At 65.4% G+C, this 16,251-nt stretch carries 20 protein-coding genes and 1 tRNA gene; 10 read left to right on the top strand and 11 right to left on the bottom strand.

The genetic code is table 11. From position 1 onward, the window contains the following. The 3 genes from HAPAU_RS11515 to HAPAU_RS11505 form a co-directional block, all read right to left on the bottom strand. Complete coding sequence (locus HAPAU_RS11515) at positions 1 to 390, bottom strand: DUF7318 family protein (protein ID WP_066382732.1); 390 nt, start codon at positions 388 to 390, stop codon at positions 1 to 3. 1 nt (position 391) lies between these two features. Then, the gene (locus HAPAU_RS11510; RefSeq protein ID WP_066382731.1) at positions 392 to 1,027 is read right to left on the bottom strand and encodes a halocyanin domain-containing protein; all 636 of its coding nucleotides are present in this window, start codon (positions 1,025 to 1,027) and stop codon (positions 392 to 394) included. Between the two features lie 82 nt (positions 1,028 to 1,109). Then, positions 1,110 to 1,877, bottom strand: a complete 768-nt coding sequence (locus HAPAU_RS11505) for a DUF7319 domain-containing protein (RefSeq protein WP_066382730.1) — start codon at positions 1,875 to 1,877, stop codon at positions 1,110 to 1,112. Positions 1,878 to 1,971: 94 nt separating this feature from the next. On the opposite strand from HAPAU_RS11505, the gene HAPAU_RS11500 reads away from it, so the two are divergent. Next, complete coding sequence (locus HAPAU_RS11500; RefSeq protein ID WP_066382729.1) at positions 1,972 to 2,451, top strand: DUF7321 family protein; 480 nt, start codon at positions 1,972 to 1,974, stop codon at positions 2,449 to 2,451. On the opposite strand, the gene HAPAU_RS11495 is transcribed toward HAPAU_RS11500, so the two are convergent. From HAPAU_RS11495 to HAPAU_RS11485, 3 genes are read right to left on the bottom strand one after another with little or no spacing between them, the layout of a single operon-like run. Continuing rightward, positions 2,448 to 2,681, bottom strand: a complete 234-nt coding sequence (locus tag HAPAU_RS11495) for a hypothetical protein (RefSeq protein WP_066383246.1) — start codon at positions 2,679 to 2,681, stop codon at positions 2,448 to 2,450. The genes HAPAU_RS11500 and HAPAU_RS11495 overlap by 4 nt on opposite strands. A 55-nt stretch (positions 2,682 to 2,736) precedes the next feature. Beyond that, positions 2,737 to 3,420 carry an endonuclease III gene (gene nth, locus HAPAU_RS11490; protein ID WP_066382725.1) on the bottom strand — a complete coding sequence of 228 codons (684 nt, stop codon included), beginning with the start codon at positions 3,418 to 3,420 and terminating at the stop codon, positions 2,737 to 2,739. Between the two features lie 43 nt (positions 3,421 to 3,463). Then, positions 3,464 to 4,651, bottom strand: coding sequence for a sugar-transfer associated ATP-grasp domain-containing protein (locus tag HAPAU_RS11485; RefSeq protein WP_066382722.1), 1,188 nt, complete (start codon positions 4,649 to 4,651; stop codon positions 3,464 to 3,466). 196 nt (positions 4,652 to 4,847) lie between these two features. Between HAPAU_RS11485 and mvaD the strand changes: the two genes are divergently transcribed. After that, a complete protein-coding gene (gene mvaD / locus HAPAU_RS11480) occupies positions 4,848 to 5,813 on the top strand; it encodes a phosphomevalonate decarboxylase MvaD (protein WP_066382721.1) in 966 nt (321 codons plus the stop codon). A gap of 21 nt (positions 5,814 to 5,834) precedes the next feature. Beyond that, positions 5,835 to 6,932: an NAD(P)/FAD-dependent oxidoreductase gene (locus HAPAU_RS11475; protein WP_066382719.1), complete on the top strand. Its 1,098-nt coding sequence runs from the start codon at positions 5,835 to 5,837 to the stop codon at positions 6,930 to 6,932. Here HAPAU_RS11475 and HAPAU_RS11470 read toward each other — a convergent pair. Then, entirely contained in the window at positions 6,929 to 7,285 is a 357-nt protein-coding gene (locus HAPAU_RS11470; protein WP_066382717.1) for a hypothetical protein, read from the bottom strand. The genes HAPAU_RS11475 and HAPAU_RS11470 overlap by 4 nt on opposite strands. A gap of 152 nt (positions 7,286 to 7,437) precedes the next feature. Here HAPAU_RS11470 and HAPAU_RS11465 point away from each other — a divergent pair, with 152 nt between their 5' ends. From HAPAU_RS11465 to HAPAU_RS11445, 5 genes are all read left to right on the top strand, one after another. Beyond that, on the top strand, positions 7,438 to 7,752 hold the full coding sequence (locus tag HAPAU_RS11465) for a hypothetical protein (protein ID WP_066382715.1): 315 nt from the start codon (positions 7,438 to 7,440) through the stop codon (positions 7,750 to 7,752). A 192-nt stretch (positions 7,753 to 7,944) separates the two neighbouring features. After that, the gene (locus HAPAU_RS22285) at positions 7,945 to 8,337 is read left to right on the top strand and encodes a response regulator (protein ID WP_066382713.1); all 393 of its coding nucleotides are present in this window, start codon (positions 7,945 to 7,947) and stop codon (positions 8,335 to 8,337) included. A gap of 48 nt (positions 8,338 to 8,385) precedes the next feature. Next, complete coding sequence (locus HAPAU_RS11455; RefSeq protein ID WP_281177886.1) at positions 8,386 to 9,366, top strand: PAS domain-containing sensor histidine kinase; 981 nt, start codon at positions 8,386 to 8,388, stop codon at positions 9,364 to 9,366. Between the two features lie 123 nt (positions 9,367 to 9,489). Continuing rightward, positions 9,490 to 11,082 (top strand): DUF7282 domain-containing protein, encoded by a 1,593-nt coding sequence (locus HAPAU_RS11450; protein WP_066382712.1) that lies wholly within the window; start codon positions 9,490 to 9,492, stop codon positions 11,080 to 11,082. Positions 11,083 to 11,260: 178 nt separating this feature from the next. Further along, positions 11,261 to 11,335, top strand: a tRNA-Arg gene (locus tag HAPAU_RS11445). Positions 11,336 to 11,487: 152 nt separating this feature from the next. Here the strand turns inward: HAPAU_RS11445 and HAPAU_RS11440 are convergent. Genes HAPAU_RS11440 through HAPAU_RS11430 form a run of 3 tightly spaced genes read right to left on the bottom strand, consistent with a single transcriptional unit; the run spans position 11,488 to position 14,037 of the window. Further along, the gene (locus tag HAPAU_RS11440) at positions 11,488 to 11,922 is read right to left on the bottom strand and encodes a DUF7313 family protein (protein ID WP_066382711.1); all 435 of its coding nucleotides are present in this window, start codon (positions 11,920 to 11,922) and stop codon (positions 11,488 to 11,490) included. Positions 11,923 to 11,972: 50 nt separating this feature from the next. Next, on the bottom strand, positions 11,973 to 12,686 hold the full coding sequence (locus tag HAPAU_RS11435) for an NAD(+)/NADH kinase (RefSeq protein WP_066382710.1): 714 nt from the start codon (positions 12,684 to 12,686) through the stop codon (positions 11,973 to 11,975). A 40-nt stretch (positions 12,687 to 12,726) separates the two neighbouring features. Then, complete coding sequence (locus HAPAU_RS11430) at positions 12,727 to 14,037, bottom strand: M28 family peptidase (RefSeq protein ID WP_066382709.1); 1,311 nt, start codon at positions 14,035 to 14,037, stop codon at positions 12,727 to 12,729. 105 nt (positions 14,038 to 14,142) lie between these two features. Between HAPAU_RS11430 and HAPAU_RS11425 the strand changes: the two genes are divergently transcribed. Beyond that, positions 14,143 to 14,418 carry a hypothetical protein gene (locus HAPAU_RS11425; protein WP_066382706.1) on the top strand — a complete coding sequence of 92 codons (276 nt, stop codon included), beginning with the start codon at positions 14,143 to 14,145 and terminating at the stop codon, positions 14,416 to 14,418. Between the two features lie 189 nt (positions 14,419 to 14,607). On the opposite strand, the gene rocF is transcribed toward HAPAU_RS11425, so the two are convergent. Then, entirely contained in the window at positions 14,608 to 15,513 is a 906-nt protein-coding gene (gene rocF, locus HAPAU_RS11420) for an arginase (RefSeq protein WP_066382705.1), read from the bottom strand. A 152-nt stretch (positions 15,514 to 15,665) separates the two neighbouring features. On the opposite strand from rocF, the gene HAPAU_RS11415 reads away from it, so the two are divergent. Further along, the gene (locus HAPAU_RS11415; protein ID WP_066382704.1) at positions 15,666 to 16,199 is read left to right on the top strand and encodes an Rrf2 family transcriptional regulator; all 534 of its coding nucleotides are present in this window, start codon (positions 15,666 to 15,668) and stop codon (positions 16,197 to 16,199) included. Positions 16,200 to 16,251: the final 52 nt, after the last annotated feature.

Raw genomic sequence — 16,251 nt, 5'->3', positions numbered from 1 at the left:
TTAGTTCTTTTTGTAGTATGGGTAGACCGCGCGTTTGAAGTGCTCCAGTGCGCCGTCGGCGAATTCCTCGCCTTCGGCCTGTTCCTCGCGAACGTAGAGGTCCTCCCATTTCCGCCGTCGTTTCTTGACGATCATCACGTCGGGGAGGAATTCCCGCCTGTAGAGGACGAGGACGAACGCCAGATCGATGAAGACCAACGCGAGCAGCAGGCCGAGGTAGATGTTGCCGAGCTGTGTCGTCCCCCACGCCATCACTAACCCGTAGGTGAACAGACCGACGAGGACGACTTCGAGGAGGGTCAACAGCACGATCGCGATCGCCGCGACCGTGCTCTCGCGTGCGGGCTCGTAGCGGTGGATATCGCCGTAGGAGCTTCCTGAAGACGACATCTCAATTCCCTCCCTTCGCGTGCGGTGATTCGCCGTATTTCAACACGAAGAAGGTGAACACCAGCGAGACACAGATCATCAGGATCGCGCCGATCCCGACGTAGTGCTCCTGGACTTTGATGCCCAGTTCTTCCGGGTCAGTGATAACGCCCGTCTGGACCTCCTCGGTTTCGACCCCGCCGACGGCGACCCCGCCGTGCATCCCCTGTCCGGAGTGGGGCTCGCACTTGTAAGTGTTGATCTGGCCGTCCGTCTCGAAGGTGTGTTCGAACGTGAATCCGGCCTCCTCGGTGATCTCGCTCGAATACTCCTCGCCCTCCTCGCTAGCGACGTTGTGGCCACCACCCTCACCGGTCCACTCCCAGATCACGGTGGTCCCCGCGTCGACCCAGATCGCGGGCGGGGAGAACGCGAGCCCGTCCCCGGCTCCGACCTGGACGGTGGCTTCGCCCTGGCCCCGAAGGTCCTCGGTTTCGCCGCTCGAGTACTCGTTTGCTTCCGTGACGAATTCGGGCCATACGGGCACCTCTTGTGGTCCCTCTTCCTGGGCGGCCGCGGTACCGACGGTACCGGTCACACCTGCCGCCGTCGCGGCGCTCCCGACACCCGCCGCCGTGATAAACTCCCGCCTCTTCATACAAGCGGGATTCAGGACCGTGTTCGCTTAAACCCACCGATGACGCTGAAATCGACCCCCGACGAGAGCCCCCGAGAACGGCTTATCTCCCCGCTTCTTCGCCCTCGGACAACGGTTCGATTTCGCCGTCTTCGACCGGAACGAACGCCGGGCGTTCGCCGGAGGTCACGCCGGCCGCCCGGAGGCGGTTCTTGTACTCGGCCGCGCGGAACCGATCCGAGAGCCGGGCGTTCGCGACCACGAGAAAGAGGAAGACGCTCGCGACGACGAAGATCAGCGCGACGACCACGAGGACCACCGCCGACCCGCCCACGTCACCGACGAACAGCCCGGCAAACGCGCCGATCCCCGCAATGAGGAGGCCGAAGGCGATCACCTGTAACATCTGATTGCCCAGATCACCGCTTCCCTCGGGCACCTCCTCGGGGTCCGGCAACGACCACTCGGCTGGCGGTTCGGGAACCTCGTAGTCGTCCATCGAACAGAGTGCGACCGTCGGCTTGACGTCGCGCACGACCGTCCCCTCGCCCTCGACGCTCCCGTCGGGGTAGACGATCGCGTAGCCCTCGTCGGAGTAGGCGAGGATCCGCGGGGGGTCTTCGAAGCGCTCGAGCACCGCGAAGACGTCGCGGTTCGCGATGCGGGATTTGAGGTCGTCCTCGACGCGGTCGATCAGTTCCTCGCCGGTGATCCACGAGTCGGCGTCGAACGCCGCGTCCCAGTCGTCGGCGCTCATTCGATCCATGTCCTCGGGACCGAACTCCTCGAAATCGACCCCTTCGTCGAGGGCCGTGGGCCCGTCTGCGTCCCGATCGAGGTCCTCGCGCTCGGACGGACGACCGTCAGCCATTGTCCGAACGTTGGGTCGGGGCGGGCATACGTGTTCCGGGATTCGGAGGAGCGAATCCGGGCCGTTTAACGCCCGCCCAGCCGAAGGATGGACGATGACCGACGCCGTCGTCTGGGCGACGCTGGCAGTCCTGCTGGTCACGGTGAGTTTTCCGTTCTACCTCTATGGGGCGTGGATCATCATCGAGAACGATCCCGTGACGTGGGCGGTGTTGATCCGCCATCTCAAGTACATCGTCACCGGACTCGTTCTCACGACCGGCCCGGTACTGGGCTGGATGGCACCCCGGCTCTTCGAGCGACTCTCCGGGTTCCAGGCGATGCATGCGATTTTCGGCGTGCAGGCGTACGCCTTTCTGCTCTTTGCGCTCACCGGGATCGTCCGCATCTTCCAGGCGAAACGCCAGCACAACCTGTATGGCGACCCCGACCAGGAAGTCGACATCAACGACCTCCACGAACACATGGGTGCGTGGCGGTTCCGCCTGCGGATCGGCGTCATCGGCTACATAGCCTGCTGGCTGATCGCCTACCTGCTGGGAATGGCCCAGTACGTCCTGCGGTACCTCCTCTAGCTGTTGTACGGCCGTTCGTCGCGGTGGGCGTCGGGGTTTGCCGTCTCCTCGGCGGCGGCCTCGCGCTGTTCGTCCTCGGCGTCGAGTTTCTCTTCGGCTTCCTCCTCCTGCTGGCGCTGGAGTTCCTCCTCGTCCTTGTCTTCGAGTTCCTCGTCGACGTCCGCCCCACTCTCCTCGTCTTTCTCCTTGTCGAGCGTGACGTCCCGGCCGTGTTCGTCGGATTCGGTCATGACACCCACGAGTTCTCGATCCACGATAAAAACCGTTGGCCCCGCATTCGCCGGCTTACCACGCCTCGCCGCTGGCCAGATCCATCTCGCTGTCGAGTTTCGAGGACGGACAGACGTCCTCGAGGGCACACTCCCCGCAGTCGGGGTTTCGGGCCGTACAGGTCGCCCGCCCGTGGCTGATACACAGATGGGTAAACTCCTGCCAGTGTTCTCTGGGGACGAGTTCCATCAGTTCGCGTTCGATCCTCTCGGGCGAGCGTTCCTCGGTGATCCCCAGTCTGCGCGTGAGCCGCTGGACGTGCGTGTCGACGACGACCCCCTCGATGAGTTGGTGGCCGTGCTGGAGCACGACGTTCGCGGTTTTACGGCCCACACCGGGGAGGTCCGTGAGTTCGCTCATCGTGTCGGGCACCTCGCCGTCGTGCTCCGCCGCGATGATCGCACAGGCCTCGCGGATGTAGCCCGCCTTGTTGTTGTAGTAGGTGATCGAATCGAGGTCCGCCGCGAGTTCTTCCTGATCCGCGTTCGCGTAGTCCTCGGGGCCGTCGTACTTCGCGAAGAGGTGCTCGGTCTCCTTGTTGACCCGCTCGTCGGTACATTGGGCCGAGAGGATCACCGCGATCAGGAGTTCGAGTCGGTTCGAGAAATCGAGCGAGATCGTCGTATCGGGGTACTCCTTGAACAGGCGATCGATGACCTCTGCGGCCTGTTCGGCGGGCGACTCCAGTCGGGTTCCCATACTGGGACTCGCCGTCGGGGGGTGTTGAGCGGTTCGATTCGGATCAGAGGACGCCGTGGCGCTCGTAGAACCGGCGCGTTCGCTTCTCGCGAAGCAGGGGCTCGTGAACCTGGATCAGCGCGGAGGTGTTGTTGTTGGCCTCGATGATCGAGAAATCGCCCTCGGCGGTAACGACGACGTCCCACCCGATGTAGGGGATGTACGAGAGGCGATCCGCGATGGCGAGGAGGTCCGCTTTGATCGCGGCCCACCCCGGAACCGTGCGGCCGGTGATCGCCTCGCCCGTATCGGGATGGCGCTCGAACTCCTCGGGGCGCTCTGGCGGGAGGTACTGGATCCCGCGACTCAAACGGCCGGTCTCGCGGTCGACGCCCACCGACAGCCCGCCCTGCGAGAAGTTGTCGAGCGCGCCCGAGCGCCGGGTACCAAAGCGGTGGGTCGCGATCGGGACGAACGCCTCGCCCGCCTCCTCGTCGTACATCGTCAGCACGCGCATGGTGTTTACCGACCCCGGATAGACCGCTGCTGCGTAGCTCGCTTGCCTGACGTACTCGGTCACGAGGTACTCGTCCAGCCCGTCGAGTCGCCCACGGAGTTCGTCTTCAGTGCAGGGCTCGCCGTTGATCGTGTATCCTCCGCCCTCGGATGCGAGGATCAGCACCTGCTTTCCGGACCCGCCCCTGAACCGCTTACAGACCAGCCGCTCGCGGTCGAGACGTTCGAGGACCCAGTCTGCCCCGTCGGGAATCGACGAGGCGGGACCGGCGGTTCGACCCAGCAGCCGACCGCCAGGACCGCCGTCGGGCGTCGGAACCGTCTCCTCGTCGATCGGGTGGAGCCGGCTCCCTCTGAGCAGGCCGTAGACGCTGGGGCGGTGTTCATCGAACTCGGCAAGCAGGAGGTGACAAAGCAGTTTGTTGTCGATGGCGTCGCGCCACGCGCCGTTGAGGTAGTAGGCACCGACGTAACGCTGGGCGTCAGAGAGGTACTCCTCGGGTCCGTAGGTTTCGAAGTCGTAGAGGTGGGCGGCACGGGCACGAAAGCCGTGGCGATAGAGCCAGCGTCGTTTCGCGGCCGGGACCGGCGGTGCGGGTTCGGTCAACTCGTCGCCGGCTAACACCGCCCACCGTTCGTACGGGCGCGGGAGGAGGTACTCGGCAACGGTCGCCATCGCGGGGACGGCCCGCGAGCGAGGGTCGAACCCTCGGAGGCGTGTCAGCGGTCCTGTCATCGGCAATACGGTTCTAGAGAATGGGAGGGGTTACGAAGGCAATACCCTACTGGTCAGTCCCACTCGATGAAACGACGATCGCCACCGCCGTCGTTGCGGAACCGATGGAGCAGTCCGGACGCTCGGCGCCGTTCGCGGCGGGCGTGTCCATCGCCACAACGCAGTATTTATGCGAGCGACACCCGCCGGTCGTGGTATGAAGAAAGCGACGGCGGTTGCCCATCCCATCCAGGGGCTCGCGAAGTACCACGGGATGCGCGATCCGGAACTCAGACTGCCGTATCACGACTCCATCAGCGTCTGTACCGCGCCGAGCCACACGAAGACGACCGCCCGTTTCGAGGAGCGAGCGGAGGACGTCTACGTCGTCGACGGCGAGGAACTGTCGGGGCGCGGCCACGAGCGGGTCGCGATGGTCGCCGACCACGTCCGCGAGCTCGCCGGGATCGATCACGGAGTCCGCCTCGAAAGCGAGAACTCCTTTCGGTCGAACGTCGGTTTCGGCTCCTCGTCGTCGGGCTTTGCGGCGGCGGCGATGGCACTGTGTGAGGCGGCCGACCTCGACCTCTCGCGGCCCGATATCTCGACGGTCGCCCGGCGGGGTTCCTCGTCTGCCGCACGCGCGGTCACGGGCGCGTTCAGCCACCTACACACGGGGCTCAACGACGAGGACTGCCGATCCGAGCGGATCGAGACCGACCTCGAAGACGAGTTGCGGATCGTTGCCGGGCTCGTCCCCTCGTATAAGGAGACCGAGCAAGCTCATGAAGAAGCCGCCGACAGCCACATGTTCCAGGCGCGGATGGCCCACATGCACGGCCAGATCGCCGAGCTCCGTGACGCGCTGCACGAGGGGGATTTCGACCGAACGTTCGAACTCGCGGAACACGACTCGCTGTCGCTCGCGGCGACGACGATGACCGGTCCCGCCGGCTGGGTCTACTGGCAGCCCGAGACGATCGAGGTGTTCAACCGCGTACGGGAGCTCCGCGATGAGGGCGTCCCGGTCTACTACTCAACGGACACGGGCGCGAGCGTCTACGTCAATACCACCGCCGAGCACGTCGAGCGCGTCGAGAACGAGGTCGCGAAGGTGGGCATCGAGACCCGCGTCTGGGAGGTCGGCGGGCCCGCCCGAACGGTCGACGACCACCTCTTTTAGGCCCCCGGTCCTATCGCCGGTATGCGAATCGTCGTCTGCGGGGCGGGCTACGCCGGTGTGACGCTGGCGAAGCGACTGGAGAAGGCACTTTCGACCATCGAGATCGTCCTCGTGGATCGGGATCCCTACCACCTGATCCAACACGAACTCCATCGGGTGATCCGTCGGCCCGACCTCGCCGACGTGATCACCCTCCCGCTCGAATCGCTGTTCGACCGGGTGGAGGTCCTCCGGGCGGAGATCGAGGCGGTTGACCGCGACGAGCGCGTGATCCGCTGTGCGGACCGCGAGATCGCCTACGACTACGCGGCGGTCTGTCTGGGTGCCGAAACGAACTACTACGACCTGCCCGGCGTCGAGGACCACGCGATACCCCTCAAACGCCTCGAACACGCCGAGGCGATCCGCGAGCGCGTCGCGGACGACTCACGGGTCGTCGTCGGCGGGGCTGGCCTCTCGGGGGTGCAGGTCGCGGGCGAACTCGCCGCGCTCGATTCGGCTCCCTCGATAACGATCCTCGAACAGTTCGACTCGGTCGCCCCGAACTTCCCGGCGAACTTCCGGGCGGCGGTCACGGAGGAACTCGAAACTAGAGGGATCGACGTGCGAACGGGGACGCCCGTCGAGTGCGCCACCGCTGAGGCGGTCGAAACCGTCGACGGCGAGTCGATCGAGTACGACACGTTCGTCTGGACCGGCGGCATCCGCGGGTCCGCTAGTTTGAACGAGGAACGCCCCGCCGTCCGCAGCGACCTCCGGCTCGACTCCCGAACCTTCGTGGTCGGCGACGCCGCCCGCGTCGTCGACGACGACGGCGAGGCGGTTCCCGCGAGCGCACAGGCGGCGATCCGCGAGGCTCGCGTCGTCGCGAGGAGCCTCGTGGCGATGGTCAAGGACGATCGAGACGGATTCGCCCCCCGCCCCGAGCGCTTCTCGTTCGACTCGCCGGGATGGCTCGTCAGCGTCGGCGACGGCGCGGTCGCACAAGTCGGCCCGACCGTACTGCGGGGGAAGGCGGCGCTCGCGCTCAAGGCGAGCGTCGGGGCCGGATACCTCTCCTCGATCGGGGCGGTGAGAAATGCGGTCGACCTCGTAAACGAAGAACTCGGGGTCGATTAGGCGCCCGGAACGCCGAAGGCACCGACGCTGAAGCCGAGGATCGGACCGAGGACGAGGTTGAGGACGAACAGCAACACGAGCGCGGCCAGCCACGCGACGACGCCGATGATCGCGGCGTCGACCCAGCCGCCGGGATATCGCCAGTTGATCACGCCGACCCAGACGATCAGCGCGAGGATCGGGCCGAACAGAGGAATCCAGGCTGTCAGTCCCCATGCGATTGCACCGATAAACGCCGTAACGACGGCGTGGCTGTAGTCCTGGACGTCCATGACGACGTTGGCGCTGAGGTAGATCGCCAACCCGCCGACGAGCAGTGCAACGACGAACGCGACAATCGATCCGAGTACCATGGTCGAATATAGGCGCGACACCACTATATACCTCGTGCCGGATAGTTCAAGGGTAGCGATACGAACGCGAGCTGATCGGTCGGGAGAGCTGATCAATCGTATGAGACGTGTCTGACGAAGGGTTAAGCGCGCTGGCGAAGAAGTCGCCGGTGATGACCGACGGTTCCGTCGGACGCGGCGCGGACGCCGACGAACGGGCGTGGCGGACGCTGGTCGAGCGACGCGTTGCGGCCGATCACGACTGTACGCAACTCGCGGGCAATCTCGCGGCGAGCAGACGGACGTTCGAGTCCGGCACCGAACCGACGGGATCGAGCAGACGGCGGTGGGCGATCCGGGGACTCGTCCTGCTTGCGATCCCACTCATCGTCTACAGCGAGCTCACGACCCCGACAGGGGTGGTGAACTACAGCGGAATGGGGATCGGGGTCGTGTTGATGCTCGCGGGCGGACTGGCGTATCTATAAGAAGCGACAGGGCGACGACGCCTCCCCGCATCGATTCTGGGCACGTGGCCCCGTTCTGACAGCGTGTGTTCCCGACGGTCCTCGAACGGTGTCCCCGTGACCGGGACGGTAACGACAGGAGTTATATTGATTCATACCTATTTAGTATAATAATATGAGTGTCGATCGCTCCGTAGCGTTCGTCGAACCGACATGAACGAGCCGATCCGGATCCTGTTCGTCGCCCCGACTCGAACGGATCGGGCCGCGACCCTCCTCGAACGCGAGGACGAGCGATTCACCACCGAGACGGCGGCCGACGGTACTCGGGGTCTGGCCCGACTCGCTACCGGGGAGTTCGACTGTGTCGTCTCCGAGTACGGCCTGCCCGATGCGGACGGGATCGAGTTCCTCGAATCGGTCCGCGCGGAGCATCCCGACCTCCCGTTCGTTCTTCACACTGCGACCGGATCGGAGGCGATCGCGAGCGACGCGATCGCCGCCGGCGTGAGCGACTACCTCCCGAAAGAAAGCGACGGGAAAGGGTACGAACGACTGGCAAGCAGCATCGACGAGGCGGTGACACACGCCCGAACCCGATATTGACGCCACGGTCGCCGGCGGGGGCTCGAACGGGCGACGACCCCGCTCGACGTGCTCTTCGAGAACTCCCCCGATATGATCAACATCCACGACGCAGAGGGGACGGTCCTCGACGTCAGCCGGCGGTTCTGTGAGGTGTTCGGCCAGCCCGAGGACGAACTCGTCGGGAGGAAGGTCTGGGAGATCGACCGGCGCATCGACCCCGAGGAACTCCGCGAGATCTGGGCCGGAATGGACGCGGGCGAGCGGGTCAAACTCGAGACGGAGTTCCTGCGCGGCGACGGCTCGTCGCTCCCAGTCGAGGTCCACGTCGTTCGCCTCCCCATCGACGGTGAGGACCGGTTCATGGTGGTCTCCCGGGACATCACCACGCGCAAGGAGCACGAACGGCGACTCCGACGACAGAACGAGCGCCTCGACGAGTTCGCCAGCGTGGTCTCTCACGACCTGCGCAACCCGTTGAACGTCGCGACTGCTCGGCTGGAACTCGCCCGCACCGAGTGTGACAACGAGCATCTCGACCGGATCGAGAACGCCCACGACCGGATCGAACGCATCATCGGGGACGTGTTACGCCTCGCCCGGGACGGACGGGACATCGGTCCGACCGAACCGGTGGACCTCCGCGGGGCGATCGAGGCCGCGTGGAGGATCGTGGCCGACGACAGGGCCGGAATCGAGATGGTCGTCGCGGACGAGGGCATGGGAACCGTCGAGGCCGACGACGACCGGCTGCGGCAACTCCTCGAGAACCTGTTTCGAAACGCCATCGAACACGGCGGCGAGGACGTCACGGTCACCGTCGGCGGGTCGGCAGACAGCTTCTACGTGGAGGACACCGGTCCCGGCATTCCCGAGAACGAGCGCGAGGCGGCGTTCGACACCGGCTACTCGACCTCGGCGGGAACCGGCTTCGGACTGAGCATCGTCGAGCGAGTGGTCGACGCACACGGCTGGGAGATCACCATCACCGAGGGAACCGAAGGCGGCGCGCGCTTCGAGATCACCGGCGTCGAGTTCACCGAGCGATGACCACGCGTCCGCTCATCGCATCTCGTCTCTACCGAGTTATTTTCAATAAATGAACACTATTTGTTATAGAACGATCGGAATTGTGATCTCCTCTGCGGTCCTCTACGACTAGGAAGATACATCATGCAACGACGCGGCGTACTCGGGGGGTTGTTCGTACTGGGAGCCGGCACGCTCGGCTGGGCATACGGCACTATCGGCGGCGCGCGAGCATCGGAGCACGCGCCTGAGGGTTCGACGGCGGAGCCCATCGATCCCGGGTCCACAGTCGAGGGGACCCTCGCCGACGGGGAGGAACTCCGGTACTCGATCGAACTCGCGGGCGGAGAGACGCTGGGCGTCGTCTTCGATTCGACATTCGCCGACTGGACCGATCAACGCGCCGAGATCGGCGTGTACGATCCCGACGGCACCGTGCTGGACTCGACGATGGTGAGTACTGACCAACCGATCCGAACGGCCATCGGTACGACCGTTTCGGAGACGGGCACGTACGCCGTCCGGGTCGCGTCTCTGGCCGGATCGATACCGTATTCGGTGACGATCGACGTCGCAGACGAGGATCCGAACGAACCGAACGACACCCGCGAGAGCGCGGTCGAGATCGCTCCCGACGAGTCCGTCGATGGCGTGGTCGTCGGCAGCGAGAAGGACTGGTTCGCCTTCGAGGTTACGGCCGGAGAGGGGATCGAACTCGAACTCACCGCCCGCGATCTGGCACTCAACCGTGACCTCCGGATGGCGGTGTTCGATCCCGATGGCACCGAGATCGGCGCGCTCCCGACCGACAACCCGAACCGTGGCGCGTATCGGACCGACTACGAGTTCCTCGCGACGGTCGGTCTCCCGCCGTCGACTGATCCGTCGGTCGTCGGCGCGGACGTCGCCGAGGAAACGGGGACACACTACGTCCGAGTGAGCGAGGTCGGATCCGACACCCTCAACGGAGAGATACGCGGCTTCAGCGCCTACACTCTCGCGGTCGAGACGGTCGCCCTCGATCGGTTCGACCCGAACGAACGCCGGGAGACCGCGACCCAACTCGAACCCGATGAGACGATCGACGGAATCATCGCCGGCTACGACCGCGACTGGTACGCGTTCGACGCCGAAGAGGGCGAGGAGATCGTCATCGACTACGAGTTCGTCGACACCACCGACGGGCTGTTGGGCACCGAACGCGAACTCCATGGGCCGACCGGCGAGGTCGTAACCGACGTCTTCGAACCGGTGGTCGCGCCCGTCTCGGGGACGTACGCCCTCCTCGTCACGCCCGACGGCGACACCACCGCGCGGGACTTCGTCGCGAAGGAGACCTACCGGCTGACGGTCACCGTGAGCGGGAATCCTACGCCCACTGGCCGGGCGAGCGTGACCCTCACCGATCAGTCATCCGACGGAACGTGTATCGTCGTCGACGGGGCGACGCTCCCCGAGGGCGGGTTCGTGGCGATCCACGACAGCCAACTCACGGCGGACGACCCGTCCGGGAGCCTCCGTGGCGTCTCGCCGCTTCTCGAAGCGGGCACCCACGGACGGATCGGGGTCCCCCTCGACGAACCGCTCGCGGAGACCCAGCGGGTGTGGGCGACGCTGTATCGCGACACGAACGAGACCCGGACGTTCGACTTTGCGACCACTGCGGGGGACGAGGACGGCCCGTACACGATCGAGGGGCTCCCGGTGACGGCCGACGCTTGCATTACGATCGACTAGTGTCGTGCGCGAGCGACGAGAGACGGGCCACGCGGACGCCCTTCATCGGTCTCGTTTCGAGCGCGTCCGAGTGGGACGACCGTTGGAACCCGAGGTCGCTACTGACGGATCGGGATGCGCCGGAGTCGAAAGGGAAATCGCGGGGCTTAAACCGTGGACCCGCGAACGGATGCGTAGAGGGCGCTTAGCTCAGTCTGGACAGAGTGCTTGGCTTCGGACCAAGTTGCCGCGGGTTCAAATCCTGCAGCGCCCATGCGTTTTTCCGTTGATTCGAATCCAAGCGACGACGTCGGGATCTCGATAACGGCGTGTCTTTGCGGATACGTCACGCCCGACCCTAGCGGAAGACGGTCAGTTCGTCACCGACCCGGATCTCGCCGGCGTCGAAAAGCGGGAGTCGGACGGTCAGATGACGGGGCTCCAGAACGCCCCGAACAGTTCGACGAGGACGATGTAGCCCGCGTAGACGACGATGAACAGCGACGCGCCGATGGCAGCCTTGGGCGCTTCGAGCGGTCGGTCGGTTCGGGCCTCGACCAGCCGTGCCTCGAACTCGAAGAAGTCAGCGATGAACGCCGTCAGCGCGAACGCCGCGAGCGCGACCCCGAAGTGGAGGTCAACCATGACGTAGGCGAACGTCGCCAACACGAGCGCGAGCGTCGAGACGGTGTGAAGCGAGGAGCGCTCGATGCCGTCTGCGCCGTACTCGTCGGCCTGCGAGACGTGCGAACGGTGCGAGAGGATCCGGGTGATCACGTTGACGATCGCGAGGGCGAAGACGACGAACGGGATCACAGCCTCGAGCGTCCCGCCGATCGCCCCGAACTGCAGGGGTTGCATACCCGGATAACGGTCGGTCGTCCATTAGAGTGTTTCCAATTCTCGCCTCCTCAGGGATGAAGCGTCCGCACGGATCGCTCTACCGTCAGACGGATCCGCTGATCCGGGCCGACGCCGCCGTACTCCGAATCGTCGACCAGCAACGAGACGTCCCCCTCGTCGCGCAGCACCGAGAGCGCCAGCGGACCCGTATCGAGCACCCACTGGCCGGACTGGGTATGAAACGGGGCGATCGGAACGGCACAGAGCGTGTCCGTGCCCGCCGAGAGCGTCGGCCCGCCCGCGGCCGCGGCGTACCCCCGGCTTCCGGCGGGCGTTGCGACGACGACGCCGTCCGCGCGAAACGCCGCGACGCGCCCGTCCTCGCGGTCGATGGCGTACTCGGAGATCCGGGCCGGTTCGCTCGTCACGAGCATCACGTCCAGCAGCGCGGTCGCGACCCGTTCCCCGTCGATCGAGACGTCGATCAACGACCGCGTTCGCTCGGTTCCGCCGTCGATGGCGGCGAGGATCGCTCCCCGGTCGTCGGCAGGCGGGCCGATCGCGGTGTCGACCGGGAGGATCGGCGCGTCGGGTCGTTCGCGCGCGACCGCGAGCAGGGCGGCCTCGCCGACGGTAACGACGATTGAGGGATTTCCATCTTCGACCGCCGCCGGGACCGTCGTCTCGACGGTGTGGCCCGCCGTCTCGATCGTCTCGAGTACCGATCCGGCGGTCCCGACGACACGGATCGTCACCGCCGACCCACCCGGGATCGCTCGCACATACTACGGGCTACGCTCCGGGGGCCAAAAGCCTGCGGGATCACTCGTCGTAGGGCCAGTCGCCGATGACCTTCATGCCCGCCGCCTGCTCCTCGTCTTCGAGCGCCGCCGCGATCTCCTCGGGCGCTCGATGCTCGACGGTCGTCTCCTCGCCCGCTAGCTCACAGACGAGTTCGGTCAGTACGATCGCTTGTTCGCGCAAGTCACGGATGTCGACCTTCTCGAGGGTATCGGCGAAGGTGTGTCCCCAGCCGCGACCCTGTTCGCCGGTGTCGCTCATGACGTGATAGCCCGGGACGCCCCACTGGACGAACGGCCAGTGGTCGCTGTGCGGTCCCATTCGGGGAACCGTCTTCACGGGGTGGTCGAACCGGTCTGCGACGCGCTCTGCGGCCGCTTCGAGTTCGGGAAAGCCGTGGGTGTAGAACTCCAGCGTGCGCCCGCGGGCGACGCCGTCGCTGTTGACGATCGTTCTGATCGACTCGTGGTCGGCGTTCGCGGCGTGGTGATCCGAGCCCACCAGCCCCACCTCCTCGGCACCGTAGACGACGAACTCCACGCGGGTGTCGAGTTCGGTTTCGCGCGCGGCAAGCGCCTCGGCGATCTCGATCACCATCGCCGTGCCCGCGCCGTTGTCGCTTGCGCCCTCGGCGATGTCGTGAGCGTCGACGTGGCCCGTCACCAGCACCACCTCGTCGGTATCGGGCCCCATCTCGGCGTGGACGTTTCGGCTCGTCGCGTCGTCGATCTCGGCCTCGACTGCGATCGAGAGTTCCCGGCCGTCGAACCGTCGGGCCAGACGCGCGCCGACCTCGCTGCTCACGCCGACCGCGGGGATATCGCCGATAGGCTCCTCGGGCGTGCCGACGCTTCCCGTCGGCGGGAGACAGCCCTCGACGTGGTTGCGGTAGACGAACGCCGCCGCCCCGCCCGCGACGGCGTAGTAGTACTTCTCGCGGCGGTGGATGTAGCGGTCGAAGTACTCGGGGACGTCGCTTCGGACCATCACTACTTTGTCCTCGATGTCCGCCTCCTCGAAGTCCTCGGGCAGACCGTAACCGAGATCGACCAGTTCGCCGCGTGCGCTCTCTGCGGGACTTCGAGGCAGCGCGATGCAGTTTTGTGTGGTTCCCTCCGCGTGGATCTCGCTGTCGCCCCGAACCCATCCCTGAATCGGGAACTCCTCCAAGCGGGCGTTTCGCGCGCCGGCCTCGGCCAGTGCGTCGCGCGTCAGTTCCGCGCCGCGGCGTTCGCCCTCGGTGCCCGCCATCCGGTCTTCGAGGTCCACGAGCGCTTCCAACAGGTTCCATCCTGCGTCGCTAGTGAACGTCTCACCGATCCACTCTGTCATACGTTATCGTGACTTAGACCGGGGCCTAAGTGTTTCGAAACGAAACGCTGGTTTCAAGCCGATTGCGGCCAGTAGCGATATTTGCGCCAATATCGTTCAAACGATATGTTTGTCATCGGACTGACGGTGTTCTGTCTCTTGGTCGGCTGCTGGGTAGCGGTGCATACAAAGCGAGACGGCGGTCCGTCGCCGGTTGCCCGCGGACTGGGCGTCGCGGCGGTACTGTTCGTAACACCTTTCGTCGTGTTTCTCGCGGTCGGTTCTATGCTCACCGGTACCCTCGCCGCAGCGCTCACTGTGGTTCCCGTGGCGTTACTCGGCCTCGGGGTATACGTGTTCGCGATGGGGACTGTGCCCGCGAGGCTGCGCGCTATTCGATAGCCTCGTAGGCCGGTTTTTCGAAGCCCTCGAACCGTTGGTCGGGCCGAGCGCGCAGAGCGCGCTCGGTTTCTTCGTGAAGTGAAGCGAACGAAGGCTCGTCACCGCTCCGGCGTGACGGTGTTTTTGGAGGAGATTTTTGCGGCGAGCGGGTCGCGCTTCGCGCGACTCCCGAGCCGTAAAAAGGTCCGTTTACAGGATGCGCTTCCCGAGCGCGCTCGCGGCGAGTTCGACGGCGAGGCTCGCCGTCTCGTTTTCCGAGTCGAGGATCGGGTTCACCTCGACGACCTCGAGCGAGCGCAACGCCCCGCTGTTAGCGACGATTTCGAGGGCGGCGTGGGCCTCCCGGTAGGTGACGCCGCCGCGGACGGGCGTGCCGACGCCGGGCGCTTCCTTGGGGTCGAGCCAGTCCAGATCGAGGCTGGTGTGTACTCCTTCAGTTCCGGTACTCGCGACCTCGACAGCCTCCTCGGTGACGGCCGTGATCCCCCGCTCATCGATATCGGACATGGAGTAGGCGGTCACGGGGCTCTCGCGGATCGCGAGGCGTTCTTTCTCGTCGAGGGCGCGCAGTCCGACGAGTGCGACGTTCTCGGGGTCGATCGACGCGTTGGCCCAGTCGGTGTCGGCAAAGGAACCGTGGCCGAGCGCGGCGGCCATCGGCATCCCGTGGACGTTGCCGCTCGGGGAAGTCTCGGGCGTGTTGAAATCACCGTGGGCGTCGAACCAGAGCACGCCGACCTCGGCGTCCCGGCTGGACCCCTGCATTGACCCGATCGCGATCGAGTGATCGCCGCCGAGTACGAGCGGGAACTCCCCTGACGCGAGGGTGTCGGCGACCTCGTCGGAAAGCCGTTCACAGACGTCCCGGACCTCCTTTACGAACTTCGCCGATCCGTTCGGGGGCGTCTCGGCGTCCGGATCGCGTTCCTCAGCGCGCGGCACGCTGAGGTCACCCCGGTCGATCGAGGTCCGACCGCTCGAAGCGAGTTCGGCGGCGAGTCCCGCATAGCGGATCGCCGACGGCCCCATGTCCACGCCGCGGCGGTCCGCGCCGTAGTCCAGCGGTGCGCCGATGACTCTGATCCGTTCGGTCATACCTACGCAGTCGAGTATCTCTCGATTAAACCTGCGGATTTCGTCTAACTATATCGGAGCAATTATGGAGTGATACGACCGACCGGTTGCGATTCGAACAGGTGTGCCAGCGTATTCGTCGCATTTAAGCGAATCTATACCGAAGAGGCGGTATGTCATCGATCGAACTCACGCCGAGTCAGAAAACGATCCTCACCGCGTTGATCAACCTCCACCGAGGGGGCGAGGACGCGGTCAAGGGTGAGGACATCGCCGAGGAGGTAGATCGCAACCCCGGCACGATCAGAAACCAGATGCAGAGCCTGAAGGCGCTCCAACTGGTCGAGGGTGTCCCCGGTCCGAAGGGCGGCTACAAGCCGACCGCGACCGCCTACGAGGCGCTCGACGTCCAGCAGATGGACGAGCCCGCCGCGGTACCGCTCGAACACGAGGGCGAGCCCGTCGAGGGCGTCAACGTCGACGAGATCGACCTCTCGAGCGTCCATCACCCCGAACTCTGCCGGGCGGAGATCCACATTCAGGGCTCGGTGCGGGACTTCCACGAGGGCGACTCCGTGACCGTCGGTCCGACGCCGCTCTCGCGCCTACTCATCGAAGGCACCGTCGACGGGAAAGACGACACGAACAACATCCTGATCCTGCAGATCGACGATATGCGAGCGCCCGCGGACGACGCCAGCCACTAGCCTGTCAACGTCTCTCAGTACGCTTCGGCTTTCAACACCTTTGTATCAGTGG

Origin of the sequence: Halalkalicoccus paucihalophilus (assembly GCF_001593955.1) — an archaeon.
GTDB classification, from domain to species: domain Archaea; phylum Halobacteriota; class Halobacteria; order Halobacteriales; family Halalkalicoccaceae; genus Halalkalicoccus; species Halalkalicoccus paucihalophilus.
The sequence above is the reverse complement of the archived record's forward strand: the minus strand, read 5'-3'. Positions and strand labels throughout refer to the sequence as shown.

What these genes read in the sequence shown, in the direction of transcription:
- HAPAU_RS11495 (WP_066383246.1), bottom strand. Translation starts at nt 2,681, where the DNA reads ATGACCGAATCCGACGAACACGGCCGGGACGTCACGCTCGACAAGGAG.
- HAPAU_RS11505 (WP_066382730.1), bottom strand. Translation starts at nt 1,877, where the DNA reads ATGGCTGACGGTCGTCCGTCCGAGCGCGAGGACCTCGATCGGGACGCA.
- HAPAU_RS22285 (WP_066382713.1), top strand. Translation starts at nt 7,945, where the DNA reads ATGAACGAGCCGATCCGGATCCTGTTCGTCGCCCCGACTCGAACGGAT.
- HAPAU_RS11415 (WP_066382704.1), top strand. Translation starts at nt 15,666, where the DNA reads ATGTCATCGATCGAACTCACGCCGAGTCAGAAAACGATCCTCACCGCG.
- nth (WP_066382725.1), bottom strand. Translation starts at nt 3,420, where the DNA reads ATGGGAACCCGACTGGAGTCGCCCGCCGAACAGGCCGCAGAGGTCATC.
- HAPAU_RS11470 (WP_066382717.1), bottom strand. Translation starts at nt 7,285, where the DNA reads ATGGTACTCGGATCGATTGTCGCGTTCGTCGTTGCACTGCTCGTCGGC.
- mvaD (WP_066382721.1), top strand. Translation starts at nt 4,848, where the DNA reads ATGAAGAAAGCGACGGCGGTTGCCCATCCCATCCAGGGGCTCGCGAAG.
- HAPAU_RS11500 (WP_066382729.1), top strand. Translation starts at nt 1,972, where the DNA reads ATGACCGACGCCGTCGTCTGGGCGACGCTGGCAGTCCTGCTGGTCACG.
- HAPAU_RS11465 (WP_066382715.1), top strand. Translation starts at nt 7,438, where the DNA reads ATGACCGACGGTTCCGTCGGACGCGGCGCGGACGCCGACGAACGGGCG.
- HAPAU_RS11475 (WP_066382719.1), top strand. Translation starts at nt 5,835, where the DNA reads ATGCGAATCGTCGTCTGCGGGGCGGGCTACGCCGGTGTGACGCTGGCG.
- HAPAU_RS11485 (WP_066382722.1), bottom strand. Translation starts at nt 4,651, where the DNA reads ATGACAGGACCGCTGACACGCCTCCGAGGGTTCGACCCTCGCTCGCGG.
- HAPAU_RS11430 (WP_066382709.1), bottom strand. Translation starts at nt 14,037, where the DNA reads ATGACAGAGTGGATCGGTGAGACGTTCACTAGCGACGCAGGATGGAAC.
- rocF (WP_066382705.1), bottom strand. Translation starts at nt 15,513, where the DNA reads ATGACCGAACGGATCAGAGTCATCGGCGCACCGCTGGACTACGGCGCG.
- HAPAU_RS11515 (WP_066382732.1), bottom strand. Translation starts at nt 390, where the DNA reads ATGTCGTCTTCAGGAAGCTCCTACGGCGATATCCACCGCTACGAGCCC.
- HAPAU_RS11440 (WP_066382711.1), bottom strand. Translation starts at nt 11,922, where the DNA reads ATGCAACCCCTGCAGTTCGGGGCGATCGGCGGGACGCTCGAGGCTGTG.
- HAPAU_RS11450 (WP_066382712.1), top strand. Translation starts at nt 9,490, where the DNA reads ATGCAACGACGCGGCGTACTCGGGGGGTTGTTCGTACTGGGAGCCGGC.
- HAPAU_RS11510 (WP_066382731.1), bottom strand. Translation starts at nt 1,027, where the DNA reads ATGAAGAGGCGGGAGTTTATCACGGCGGCGGGTGTCGGGAGCGCCGCG.
- HAPAU_RS11425 (WP_066382706.1), top strand. Translation starts at nt 14,143, where the DNA reads ATGTTTGTCATCGGACTGACGGTGTTCTGTCTCTTGGTCGGCTGCTGG.